At 67.4% G+C, this 12,136-nt stretch carries 12 protein-coding genes, 1 tRNA gene and 1 other RNA gene; 9 read left to right on the top strand and 5 right to left on the bottom strand.

Annotated elements, in window-relative coordinates:
- Window positions 1-863: 863 nt before the first annotated feature.
- From ACE3TU_RS12655 to ACE3TU_RS12645, 3 genes are all read right to left on the bottom strand, one after another.
- Window positions 864-940: transfer RNA gene (locus tag ACE3TU_RS12655), tRNA-Arg, on the bottom strand.
- Between the two features lie 102 nt (window positions 941-1,042).
- On the bottom strand, window positions 1,043-2,473 hold the full coding sequence (locus tag ACE3TU_RS12650; protein ID WP_374624684.1) for a PAS domain-containing sensor histidine kinase: 1,431 nt from the start codon (window positions 2,471-2,473) through the stop codon (window positions 1,043-1,045).
- Between the two features lie 53 nt (window positions 2,474-2,526).
- Complete coding sequence (locus ACE3TU_RS12645) at window positions 2,527-3,957, bottom strand: NAD(P)/FAD-dependent oxidoreductase (RefSeq protein ID WP_374624682.1); 1,431 nt, start codon at window positions 3,955-3,957, stop codon at window positions 2,527-2,529.
- Window positions 3,958-4,231: 274 nt separating this feature from the next.
- On the opposite strand from ACE3TU_RS12645, the gene rpmH reads away from it, so the two are divergent.
- The 5 genes from rpmH to yihA are packed head-to-tail and all read left to right on the top strand — an operon-like array spanning window position 4,232 to window position 7,986.
- Complete coding sequence (rpmH, locus tag ACE3TU_RS12640; protein ID WP_374624680.1) at window positions 4,232-4,366, top strand: 50S ribosomal protein L34; 135 nt, start codon at window positions 4,232-4,234, stop codon at window positions 4,364-4,366.
- 40 nt (window positions 4,367-4,406) lie between these two features.
- On the top strand, window positions 4,407-4,736 hold the full coding sequence (gene rnpA / locus ACE3TU_RS12635; RefSeq protein ID WP_374624678.1) for a ribonuclease P protein component: 330 nt from the start codon (window positions 4,407-4,409) through the stop codon (window positions 4,734-4,736).
- Window positions 4,736-6,568, top strand: a complete 1,833-nt coding sequence (gene yidC / locus ACE3TU_RS12630; RefSeq protein ID WP_374624676.1) for a membrane protein insertase YidC — start codon at window positions 4,736-4,738, stop codon at window positions 6,566-6,568. Before rnpA ends, yidC begins: the two co-directional genes overlap by 1 nt.
- 10 nt (window positions 6,569-6,578) lie before the next feature.
- Window positions 6,579-7,283 (top strand): hypothetical protein, encoded by a 705-nt coding sequence (locus ACE3TU_RS12625; RefSeq protein WP_374624674.1) that lies wholly within the window; start codon window positions 6,579-6,581, stop codon window positions 7,281-7,283.
- Window positions 7,284-7,341: 58 nt separating this feature from the next.
- The gene (yihA, locus tag ACE3TU_RS12620) at window positions 7,342-7,986 is read left to right on the top strand and encodes a ribosome biogenesis GTP-binding protein YihA/YsxC (RefSeq protein WP_374624672.1); all 645 of its coding nucleotides are present in this window, start codon (window positions 7,342-7,344) and stop codon (window positions 7,984-7,986) included.
- A 120-nt stretch (window positions 7,987-8,106) separates the two neighbouring features.
- Here the strand turns inward: yihA and ACE3TU_RS12615 are convergent, their stop codons facing one another.
- Window positions 8,107-8,913 carry a type 1 glutamine amidotransferase gene (locus tag ACE3TU_RS12615; protein ID WP_374624670.1) on the bottom strand — a complete coding sequence of 269 codons (807 nt, stop codon included), beginning with the start codon at window positions 8,911-8,913 and terminating at the stop codon, window positions 8,107-8,109.
- A 28-nt stretch (window positions 8,914-8,941) separates the two neighbouring features.
- Between ACE3TU_RS12615 and ffs the strand changes: the two genes are divergently transcribed.
- The 4 genes from ffs to recR all read left to right on the top strand — a co-directional run bounded on the left by ffs (window position 8,942) and on the right by recR (window position 11,853).
- An RNA gene (gene ffs / locus ACE3TU_RS12610) (signal recognition particle sRNA small type) lies at window positions 8,942-9,037 on the top strand.
- A 95-nt stretch (window positions 9,038-9,132) separates the two neighbouring features.
- Window positions 9,133-10,866, top strand: a complete 1,734-nt coding sequence (locus ACE3TU_RS12605; RefSeq protein WP_374624668.1) for a DNA polymerase III subunit gamma/tau — start codon at window positions 9,133-9,135, stop codon at window positions 10,864-10,866.
- Window positions 10,863-11,186, top strand: coding sequence for a YbaB/EbfC family nucleoid-associated protein (locus ACE3TU_RS12600; protein ID WP_374624666.1), 324 nt, complete (start codon window positions 10,863-10,865; stop codon window positions 11,184-11,186). Before ACE3TU_RS12605 ends, ACE3TU_RS12600 begins: the two co-directional genes overlap by 4 nt.
- A 70-nt stretch (window positions 11,187-11,256) precedes the next feature.
- The gene (gene recR, locus ACE3TU_RS12595) at window positions 11,257-11,853 is read left to right on the top strand and encodes a recombination mediator RecR (protein WP_374624664.1); all 597 of its coding nucleotides are present in this window, start codon (window positions 11,257-11,259) and stop codon (window positions 11,851-11,853) included.
- Here the strand turns inward: recR and ACE3TU_RS12590 are convergent.
- Window positions 11,850-12,136, bottom strand: a 287-nt coding sequence (locus tag ACE3TU_RS12590) for a dienelactone hydrolase family protein (protein WP_374624662.1), incomplete at its 5' end; no start/stop codon positions are given. The two genes, recR and ACE3TU_RS12590, sit on opposite strands and share 4 nt — an antisense overlap.

Here is a 12,136-nt window from a genome sequence, read left to right as displayed (position 1 = left end):
CCGGCGCGGCAAGGATCGCGAGCACTGCCGCACCCAGCAGAGCAGCTCTGGTGAAACGCACGATGAAATTCTCCTCAGTATCGGCCCTTCGGGCTTCCGCAAGAACTGGAGCCGAGGGCGGCGTGCACCGATGCGGAGCGCCCCCTCCGGCCGGCAGCCACCGCTATCGGGTGGTGTCGCCTTCTTGCCCAAACCATGCCAAAGCCGATGCTGCGAAGCGATATAGTCAATGCAAATACCTACTATTGAGATCGACGTGCCGAGCCCGCGACCGAGGGTGGCAAGCGCTTGGTCGGCGAGAGCTCGGACGGCGAGGGCGACGAGCGAGACGATAACGGGGATGCGGCCAACTCGGAGCGGGGTCGGCCCGGTCCTGGCACAACGGCGTGAGGCAGGCGGCCCGGCAAGCGGAGGCTCGCCATCAGGGCGGTGCAGGGTCACCGGGGATTCAGGTCGAGCGGTCCGTTGGGCACGAAGCCCCGGACGACGGCACGGGGCGCCACCCGTTCTACCCCGCCCCGAACGGGTCCCGTGCCCGGCGGAGAGACCAGATGCGCAAGGCGGGCCGGGGGCCGGCAATGGCGATCGCGCTGCGGGCGGCTTTCAGGTGGCGGCCGGTCGGCGATCCTGGGACATGGCGATGCGGCGACAGGCGACGACGGCACCTCGGCGCGGAGCCCGACGGTATCCATGCGCCGGCCATTCCGGTGCCGAGGTGCTACGCGTCACAGCGCATCGACCAGTCGGATCGCGAGCGTCAGCAGTCGTGCAGGTCGGTGTCCGGAACGGGGGGCACGATCGGGATGATCCCGTCGCGCTCGACCTTGGCGAGGAGCAGCAGCCAACCCATCCATTGAAGAAAATGGCGCGCCCGAAGAGATTCGAACTCCTGACCCCCAGATTCGTAGTCTGGTGCTCTATCCAGCTGAGCTACGGGCGCCTGTCGGCCGGAACGGGTCCGGCGGAACGCGCAGACCCATACATTGGGTGCCCCTGCAATGCAAGCGCGCGCCGCGCAGATTCCCGGCGGGCGACGCCGGGCTCAGGGATGACGCAGAGCGACCGGCAGGGTCAGTTCGAAACGGGTCCCCCGAGGGGTATCGACATGGCCGAGGCGACCGCCATGTGCCTCGGCGAGTTCCCGCGCAATGGCGAGCCCCAGCCCGGTGCCGCCGGCCCGGGCCGAGCCCTCGAACGCGACGAAGAGGTTGTCGCGGGCCCGCGGCGGCAGGCCCGGACCATTGTCCTGAACCCAGACCAACAGGCCATCCGGATGTTCGGCCAGCCCGGCCTCGACCTTCGGGGTCTCGGCTCCCGCACCCTTGACCTCCAGCGCCTCGCGCGCGTTGCGGAGGAGATTGATGAAGATCCGGGCGAACTGATCCGGGTCGACGAGGACGGCCGTCTCGGCCGGCACGGCATTCACGAAGCTGATCGCCGGATGGCCGGCAAGGCCCGCCTCGAACGCCGCATCCTCGATCAACCGGTGCAGGTCCACCCGCACGGGGCGCGGCGGGGCGGCGCTCTGCCGACCATAGTCGAGCACCGACTGGGCAAAGCCGATGGCGCGATCGATCGACTGCACGAGTCGCGGCGCCAGTCGCTGCACGTTCGGGTCATCGACATTGGCCACCTGGTCCGACAGGAGCTGGGCCGAGGTCAGGGTATTGCGCAGATCGTGGTTGATCTTGGCCACGGCGAGGCCGAGGTCGGCGAGGTGTCGCCGCTGGCGCAGCATCGAGAAGATGTCGGTCTCCATGGCAGCCAGTTCCTGCTCCATGACGCCGATCTCGTCGCGCCTCGCCGTCGGGGCGACGATCAGCGTCGCATTCTCGGGCGCACGGCGGAAACCCACCATGTTGCCCGTCAGCCGCCTGATCGGGCCGATGAGGATGCGCGAGACGAAGACGTAGAGCACCGCCGAGGTGATGATGGCGAGGATCAGCGACAGGACGAACAGGTTCCGCGAATAGACCAGCAGCTCTGCCTTGAGGGGCGCCTCGGGCATCAGCACCTCGATGATCCTCTCCTGCTGTCCGATCTCCTCCCCCACAATCCTCAGGGTCCGGGTGCCACCGAACAGCAGGGTGTCGAGGGCCCCGAGGATCAGGGTCGCCGGATCGCGCACCCGCATGTCGACGGTCACCGCCTCCCGAGGCATGTCCGCATCGGCCAGTTCGATCAGCTGGCTTTGTCCCTCACGCCGGTAGACGATGGCCAGCGCCCCGGCCGAGGTGAGCAGGCGGTCGGTCAGCATGCGCGGCAGGTTCATGGCGTCGGGGACGGCGTCGAGCACGCGGGCGGCGACGATCCCGACCCGCAGGCGATCGTTCAGCCAGCCCTGGCGGAAGCTGGCGGCCGACGGCAGGTAGATCACCACCTCGACCGCGAGGATCACGATCACGATCGTGGCGATGATCTTGACGGAGAGGCCGGAAAGCCGGCCAGGCATCGCGCGTTTTGTGGTTGCCATCAGGGCAACAGATAGCGGGGAAACTCCCGGCTTTCCAGCGCCTTCGTAGCGGTTCAGCCGAGCAGCCGACGCAACGAGAGCAGGCGGGTGAGGATGGGGTTGGGGGCCTGCGTCACGGCCAGATCGGCCAGCCGGTTGACGATCTCGGCATAGCTGCCATACGGAGCCGCGAGAGTCGCCAACTGGGCAACCGTGGTGCCGCTGGCCAGTGCCAGGGCGAAAAGGGCGCCCAGTTCGGCCGCCCCCGGGCCCGCTATCCCGGCGCCCAACAGCCTGCCGCTGCGGGTGGTTATCAGTTTGACGACACCGTACGGCGTACGGGCGGCGCGGGCGCGGTCATTGTCGGCGAAGCTGAGCCGCGTGACACGGAAACCGAGGCCGTGGCGCGTGCGCGCCGCCCGCTCCGAAAGGCCGACCTCCGCCAGTTCCGGATCGGTATGGAGCACGCGGGGAACCGCCAGCGGATCGCTTGCCGCCGGCAGGCCGAACAGCGCCGAGCGCACCACCTGCGCGGCCTGGCGCCTTGCGGCATGGACCATGTCCGTCCCGGCGGCCTCGCCGATCGCGAAGACGGCGGGGTTGCTGGTCCGCCCGGCCCGGTTCAGCTGGAGGTGGGTAGGGTCGGCCTTGCTGCGGCGAATGCCGGCCTTGTCGAGATCGAGCCCGTCGAGCATCGGCCAGCGGCCGGTGGCGACGAGGATCTGGGACGCATCGAGCGCCACCTCGCCGTCGGGGGCATTCACGCTGACTCCGATGCCCATCGAACGCGCCTGGATCGCCGCGACGCTGCTCGACGGAAGCAGCCGCACACCTTCCTCGGCCAGTCGTTTGAGTACGACCGCCGCCAGTTCCGGATCGGCGTCCGGCAGGAACAGGCCCGCCTCGACCACCGTGACCTCGGAGCCCAGCCGGCGATAGGACTGGGCAAGCTGCAGCGCCAGCGGACCACCTCCGACCACCACCAGGTGCGTCAGCTTCCGCGTGTTGTCGAGAATGGTGTCGGTGGTGAAAAAGGGAACTGCGTCGAGCCCGGGGATTGCCGGGACCTCCGCCCTGCCCCCGGTGGCGATCACGAAGTGACGAGCCCGCACCAGCGTGTCACCCGCGACCAGCGTGCGTTTGTCGACAAAGCGCCCCTCGGCGGCAAGAATGGTGGCCCCGAGAGCCTCGAAGCGCGGCGCGGCCTGGGCCGGCGAAAGTGCGGCGATCACGGCGTTGACGTGATCATGCACCTTTCGGAAGTTGACCTTGAGTTCCTCAGCCGAGATTCCGAACAGCGGGGCCTCGCGCAGCGCCTGCGCGTGGTCGGCCGCCGCGGCGAGAGCGCGGGCCGGAGTGGCGCCGATATGCAGCGCGTTGCCACCGAGACGTCCCTTCTCGACGATCACGACGCTGGCGTCGTGAGCGCGGGCGGCCTCGGCAACGGCCAGTCCGCCGGAGCCGGCCCCGATGACACAGAGGTCGGGAGTGAGGATTTCCGCCAAGTGCGCCTCTTTGCGACGGGGAAACAGCCCTCCCCGCGCCTCATTATCACCGGGGTCGAATGTGACAATAGCCATCCCGACCAAGGCAATGGGGAAATCGCGATTTTCTGGCCCGCTCCGGGGCGCAGTCTGACGCCGCTCCGCGTTGACTTGGGGCGACCAATTCCCTATAAGCCGCGCCAACCTGCCGTGGGCGCCCTGTCGGGACCCGTCCGGCGTCGCATCTTGCGCAGCAAAGAACTAGAGGAACCGCGCGCCGGCGTGGTCTGATGTCATGAAACGTACCTTCCAGCCGAGCACACTGGTCCGCACGCGCCGCCACGGTTTTCGCGCCCGCATGGCGACCAAGAACGGCCGCAAGGTGCTTTCCCGCCGCCGCGCCGTCGGCCGCAAGAAGCTCTCGGCCTGAGCTGCCGGCCGTGTCGGCGGCCATGTCGCAGGAGGCCCCTGTGCGGCGCCTCAAGACCCGATCGGAATTTCTCAGAGTCGCCCGGGGCAGTCGCGTCGGGCGCTCTGCGTTTTCGCTTCAGGTCAACGATGCAGACCGGATCGAGCCGGGGGTCGGCTTCACGGTTACCAAGCTCACCGGCAATTCTCCGGAGCGCAATCGTATCCGACGGAGGCTGCGCGCCGCAGCGCGGACTTGCGCATTGCAGTTGCTGCCCCAACATGACTACGTGCTCGTCGGCCGCCGCGAGGCGCTCAGCGTGCCGTTCGACCGGCTGGTCGCTGACCTCGCCGCTGCCATCCCCAAAGTCCACGCCCGGAAGAAGCGCTGATGCAGTCTGAAAACAACCGCAACATGATCATTGCGATCGTGCTGAGCATGGTGGTGCTGTTCGGCTGGCAGTTCTTCGTGGCAGGCCCACAGCTCGAGCAGGCTCAAAAGCGCGCGCAGATCGAGGCGCAGCAGGCGGCCGCCGACCAGAGCCTCGCCACTCCGGCAACCACCGATGGCAGCACACCTGCCACCGCGACGGACAACAGCAGCGGCAGCTTCCCGGACCGCGCGACCGCACTGGCCGCCACGCCGCGCATCGCGATCGACACCCCGGCGCTGGCCGGCTCGATCAGCCTGACCGGCGCCCGCATCGACGACCTGCAGCTCAAGGAATACCGCGAGACGGTCGATCCGAGTTCGGCGATCATCACCTTGCTGGTCCCTTCGGGCGCCCCGCACGGCTACTATGTCGAGACGGGCTTTGCACCGGCAAGCGGCTCAACGGCGGTGCTGCCGGGGGCCGACACGGTGTGGTCGCTCGAGGGCAGCAACCAGACGCTCACGGCCGCCGCCCCGGTCACGCTCAGGTGGGACAATGGCGGCGGTCTCGTCTTCCGTCGCACCATCGCGGTGGATGACCACTACCTGTTCACCGTGACGCAATCGGTCGAGAACAGCGGCGCGGGCGATGTGGCGCTGTTTCCCTATTCTCGCATCGTGCGGCAGGGAAAGCCGGCGGTTCAGAACTTCTTCGTGCAGCACGAGGGTCCGCTCGGCGTGCTCGGCACGAACAACCTCGTGTCGAAGAAGTACGACGACGTCGCCAACGAGAAGCAGATCGACGCCAGCAGCGCTACCGGCGGCTGGGTCGGAATAACCGACAAATACTGGGCGACCGCCATCCTGTCGCAGCCCGGGGCGCCGATCAACGCCCGCTTCTCGCACCAGAAGTCCGGCACGCTCGATATCTACCAGACGAGCTTCGTCGAGAGTACGCCGCTGGTGGTTCCCGCCGGCGGCACTGCGGAAACCAAGAGCTATCTGTTCGCCGGCGCCAAGCAGACCCGCGTCATCGACGCTTATGACAACACCTATGGCTTCGACCGGCTCGAGTTGCTGATCGACTGGGGCTGGCTGCACTTCATCACCCGCCCGATGTTCGAGCTGATCCAGTTCCTGTACGGGATCCTCGGCAATTTCGGTCTCGCCATTCTGGCGGTGACGGTCATTGTCAAAGGCCTGTTCTTTCCGCTCGCCAACCGCTCCTACGCCTCGATGGCGGCCATGCGGCGCGTGCAGCCGGAGATGAAGTCCATCCAGGAACGCTTCAAGGATGATCGCGTGCAGCAGCAGCAGGCGATGATGGAGCTCTACAAGAAAGAGAAGATCAACCCGCTGTCCGGCTGCTGGCCGATTCTCATCCAGATCCCGGTGTTCTTTTCGCTGTACACGGTCATCTTCATCTCGCTGGAGATGCGGCACGCGCCGTTCTTCGGCTGGATCGTCGACCTAGCAGCCCCGGACCCGACCAACATCTTCACGCTGTTCGGCCTGATCCCCTGGAATCCCACCGCGCTGCCGATCCTCGGCGGGTTGCTGCACCTCGGCGTCTGGCCGCTGGTCATGGGCATCACCATGTGGGTACAGATGAAGCTGAACCCACCGCCGACCGATCCGACGCAGGCGATGATCTTCAACTGGATGCCGATCGTGTTCACCTTCATGCTCGGCACGTTCCCGGCGGGCCTCGTCATCTACTGGGCGTGGAACAACCTGCTCTCGGTGACGCAGCAGTGGTTCATCATGAAGCGGCATGGTGCCGAGGTGGACCTGCTCGGCAACATCACCGCCAGCTTCAAGCGCAAGCCGGCGGACAGCAAGGCAAACTGAGGCGGGGCAGGTGTCGCTCGACACCCTGTGCCTCGTCACTTCTCCCGGCTCCGGCGCGGCACACCTCATGCGCCTCTGCGACAATCTCGCGGAGGTGCAGGCATTTCCGGACCTGTTCGCCACGTTGGCACAGCAGATCGAGCCCGAGGCGGCGTTCGAGGCGGCGCTCGCGGCCACCCAGGCGGCCGGTCGACGCGTCCTGGTGCTCAGGCTCACCTCCGACATGCTCCCGACCAGACGCATCGAGGAGACGATCGCGTCGCGCCCCGGGGTGCGGCTGGTCCTGGTGGTGCGCCGGCAGATCGACGCCTACATAGGCTGGCGCGAGGAGATCGAAGAGAGGAGCCGGGCGCGAGCCAACGGCCACGAGACTCGTAGCGCTCTCGATGTCACCGATTTCGGGCTCTGGATGGACCAGCAGGAGCGCTGGTTCGATCACTGGCGCAACTGGCTCAACCGGCGCTTCCTGCCGCAGCCGGTGCTGCGTTACGAGACCGAGATCGATTTGCCCCCCCAAGCCACGCTCAAGCGCCTGGCCGCCGCCGCGGCTCAGGTCGGGGTGACTTTGCGGGTGCCACAGGCCCCGAACCTCACCGCGCTCACACGACAGGATCGCACGACGGCTGCCGCCGACAGGGTTATCGACTGGCCAGAATTCTCGCGCGGCCTCGTCAGTCGCGGCCTCGAGCGACGGGCCTTCGGCTACCCGATCTAGCTCCTGCCGATGGCGGCCGGCCTTTCCTTCTGGCGCCCCCTCCCCTATGGAAGGCGGCATGACCGAACCCAGATTCACCGACGCCCAGGTCGAAGCCGCGCGACTGCTGTTTGCGCGGCCCTTCGCCTTCATCAAGGGCTGCGTGCGCATCGACGACCTGCCGCCGCCCGACCGGCTGGAAATCGCCTTTGCGGGCCGCTCCAATGTCGGCAAATCCTCGCTGATCAACGCGCTGGTCGGCATGACGCAGCTGGCGCGCACCTCGAACACGCCCGGCCGCACGCAGGAGCTCAACATCTTCGAGGCGGCCGACGCGCCGCTCCGGATCGTCGACATGCCCGGCTACGGCTTTGCCAAGGCGCCCGAGGACAAGGTGAAGGCCTGGACCCGGCTGATCCACGCCTATCTCACCGGCCGCCCCAACCTCCGCCGCGTCTACGTGCTGATCGACGGCCGGCACGGGCCCAACGCCAACGACAAGACGGTGATGAATGAGCTCGACAAGGCGGCCGTCAGCTACCAGGTGGTGGTCACCAAGGCCGACAAGCCCAGCCACAAGGAACTCGAGGACGCGCTTCGGAATACCCGCGAGGCCATCGCCAAGCGCCCCGCAGCCCATCCCGAGCTGATCGTCACCTCGAGCGAGACCAAGCTCGGCATGGAGCAGCTGAGGGCGGAGATCCGGGCGCTGCTGGAGCACTGATCAGTCGCGCATCCGCACTCCTGCTTGGCAAGGACAGCTAGGCGTCATGGCGACGCGGGCGACGACCGAAAACCATCGATCCGCGGTCGGAACGCCTCGCGCAAGTCCTTGGGGCGGACCTCAGGCCTTCAGGAAATCTCCCAGCCAACGCGCCATTTCGCCGCTGTGCGAGGGAATGGCCAGCGACGCCGTGGCGGTTTCGACCACCGCATCGGGTGCCTTGCCGCGGCGGAGCTCGGCCAGTGCCAGGGTGTAGTCGTCATCGAACTCCGGATGCGGCTGCAGGCTCAGGGCCCTGCCGTTGCGATAGGCGAGCCCGGCGTTGGGCGTGAACGCGGAAGCAAGGAACACCTCGGCCTCGGCGGGCGGGGTGATCACCTGGTCCTGGTGCGAGCAGGCGATGGAGAGTTCCGGCAGGTCGGTAGAGAGGAACGGCGGCCGGCTGGCGACGCCGTAGGTGTGCCGCCCGAGGCCCCAGCCCTTGTCCGACTTGCGCACGTCGCCGCCCAGCGCATCTGCCATGATCTGGTGGCCGAAGCAGATGCCCAGCATCGGCGTATCGGCGGCATAGGCCGAGCGGATGAAGGCGCGCAAGGGCTCGAGCCAGGCGAAATCGTCGTAGACCCCGGCCGCCGAGCCGGTGATGAGGATGGCCTCGAGCGTCGCCGGCTCGGGAAAGGCCGCACCGTCGTAGACCGGCACGGCCTCATAGTCGAACGCCACGCCGGCCTCCTCGAACATACGTGAGAACATCGGCGGGTAGGGGCCGAATCTGGGCCGCAGCGCTGCGGGCACGTCGCCGGTCTGGATGATGGTGAGCTTCATGGCTCCGTAGATCTGGAGCGCTTCGCCGCGCCGCGCAAGTGGTGGCGCAGCGAGGCAGGAACGCGCCGGGCCGCGATGCGGTTCCTCCGAAGGACTTGCCATCGGGGCAAAGCGCCGCCATATAGGCGCCGGGAGGTTGGCGCGGACGTGTTCCTCGCCAACCGGGTCAGGTCCGGAAGGAAGCAGCCCCAACGAGATCCTCACGGGTCGTTGCCAGCCTCCTCCATTCCCCACATTTTTCGACCGGTTCCCGGCTTTCTACGGGATGAGGTTTTGCGAAGCGGGCGTGCGCTCGCTATATGCACTGGCATGGCTGACGGAATGTTCCCCGACGATGTGCCCGCGCCCGCCGCTCCGGCAGCGACTTCGCCCTATCTGGTGCTGGCGCGGAAGTACCGGCCGCTGAGCTTTGCCGGGCTCATCGGGCAGGACGCCATGGTGCAGACGCTGCGCAATGCGTTCCGCACCGGCCGCATCCACCACGCCTTCATCCTCACCGGGGTGCGCGGCGTGGGCAAGACCACGACCGCCCGCATCCTCGCCCGCGCCTTCAACTACGAGGACGAGACGGGGCGTCGCCCGACCCTCGATTTCGACAAGGAAGGCATTCACGACCGCGCCATCATCGAAGGCCGGCACGTCGACGTGGTGGAGATGGACGCCGCGTCCAACACCGGCATCAACGACATCCGCGAGATCATCGACTCGGTGAAGTACGGGCCGGTCTCTGCACCCTACAAGGTCTACATCATCGACGAGGTGCACATGCTGTCGACGGCGGCCTTCAACGGGCTGCTGAAAACGCTCGAGGAACCGCCGCCCTACGTCAAGTTCATCTTCGCCACCACCGAGATCCGCAAGGTGCCGGTGACGATCCTCAGCCGCTGCATGCGCTTCGACCTGCGTCGGGTGCCGCCCGACATCATGACCGCCCACCTGGTGGAACTGCTCGGCAAGGAGGGGATCGGCTACGAGCCGGAAGCGCTGGCGATGATCGTGCGCGCCGGCGAGGGCAGCGTGCGCGACAACCAGAGCCTGCTGGACCAGGCGATTTCCCACGGCGATGGCCGGGTCACGGCGGCGACGGTCAAGGCAATGCTCGGGCTGGGCGACCGGGCCCGCACGATCGACCTGTTCGAAGCCCTGATGGCGGGAGACATCGCCGGGGCGCTCAACACCCTGTGCGAACTCTACGACGCCGGTGCCGACCCGCAGACCATCGTCTCGGACCTGTGCGACTTCACCCATCTCGTCACCCGCATCAAGGTGGTGCCGGCAGCAGCGGACGACGTCTCGCTGACGCCGGACGAACGCAGCCGCGGCGCTCTGCTTGCATCGCGGCTCGGCATGCGGGCGCTGAGCCGGACCTGGCAGATCCTCTTCAGGGGATATGACGAGGTGCAGAAGGCGGCCGATGTGCTGCAGGCGGCGGAGATGGTGCTGGTGCGTCTCGCCTACGCCACCGACCTGCCGACGCCGGACGAAGTGATCGGCAAGCTGCAGGGTCAGCCGCCGACGACGCCTCAGCCGACGACGCCGATCGGACGAGGCGCGGTGACGCAGGCGGCACGGCTCGAGGCCCCCGCCCCCGTGGCGACCGCGCCGTCGCAGCCCGCGCCCCAGGCCCTCGCCAATCCGCGCAGCTATGCCGAACTCGTGGCGCTCGCCGGTGAGAAGCGCGACCTGATCGTCAAGCATGCGCTCGAGGCCTCGCTGCGACCGGTTTCGATCTCGGATGGGCGGCTCGAGGTCGCGCTGATCGAGGGGGCCGATCCCGGGATCATCCAGACGCTTTCGGCCAGGCTCAAGACCTGGACCGGCCGGCAATGGATGATCACGCTCAAGACCGATGCCCGGCACGTACCGACGATACGCGAGCAGCGCGAGGAACAGCACGAGCAGGTCCGTGCCCAGGCACACCAGGATCCGTTGGTGCAGGCGATCCTCGAGACGTTTCCAGGGGCGACCGTCCGGGTCAACGTCAAGCATGAGCAGATCCCGGTCGAGGCCTATGCGGACGCCTTCCGCGACAGCGATGAGGATGAAGAAGAATGAAAGACATCATGGGCATGATGAAGGCCGCCCAGGAGATGCAGGGGCGGATGCAGGAGTTCCAGGCCAAGCTCTCCGATTCGACCGTCGAGGGGCGTTCGGGCGCCGGCATGGTCACGGTGACCCTCACCCTCAAGGGTGACATGAAGCGCCTCCGGATCGATCCCTCGTTGTTCAGCGAGGACAGCGTCGAAGTCCTCGAGGACCTGATCCTGGCGGCCCACAACGATGCCCGCGGCAAGGCCGAAACAGAAATGAACGCCAGGATGCAGGAGATGACCGCGGGCCTGCCGCTTCCCCCCGGAATGAAGTTCCCGTTCTGAGGATGCTGCAAACCGGCAATCCCCTGCCCGGCATTCGCCGGCAGCGCACAACCACCGCCGAGCCCTAGCCATGGCCACTGCCGGACCAGAGATCGAGCAGTTGATCCTGCTGCTGGCGCGACTGCCGGGGCTTGGGCCGCGATCGGCCCGTCGCGCGGTGCTGCAGCTGATCAAGAAGAAGGACGCCTTGATGATTCCGCTCGCCGCGGCGCTCGACCGGGCGGTGCAGGCGGTAACGGTGTGTGCGGTCTGCGGCAATGTCGACACGCGCTCGCCATGCCACATCTGCGCCGACCCGCGGCGTGCCGAGAGTGGGCTGCTGATCGTGGTCGAGGACGTCGCCGACCTCTGGGCGCTGGAGCGCGCCGGCGTCGGCGCAGTCAGGTACCATGTGCTGGGCGGCGTCCTTTCGCCGCTCGACGGCGTCGGCCCCGACGATCTCAGCATCGACGCGTTGCTGAGGCGCGCGCCGGAATTCGAGGAGATCGTGCTCGCCGTCAACGCCACCGTCGAGGGTCAGACCACGGCGCACTACATCACCGACCGCCTGGCCCCCAGTGGCGTCAAGATCACCCGCCTCGCACACGGAGTGCCGGTCGGGGGCGAGCTGGACTATCTCGATGAGGGCACCCTCAGCCAGGCGCTGAAGGCGCGGACACGGCTCTAGCCGAGGGTCTCGCGGAACAGGCCCATGGTGCGGCTCCAGGCGAGATCGGCCGCCGCCTTGTCGTAGCGGGCCTCGGACGTATCGTTGTTGAAGGCGTGGTTGGCTCCCTCGTATACGAAGATCTGGTAGTCCGTGCCGGCGGCCTTGAGCGCCGCCTCGAAGGCCGGGATGCCGGCGTTGATGCGATCGTCGAGGCCGCCATAGTGCGCCATCAGCCGGGCCTTGATCGCCGGCACCGCCTCGGGATTGGGCTGTCCGCCATAGTAGGGGACCGCGGCCCTGA

This window comes from Devosia sp., from assembly GCF_041917035.1.
Classification (GTDB): domain Bacteria; phylum Pseudomonadota; class Alphaproteobacteria; order Rhizobiales; family Devosiaceae; genus Devosia_A.
The sequence above is the reverse complement of the archived record's forward strand: the minus strand, read 5'-3'. Positions and strand labels throughout refer to the sequence as shown.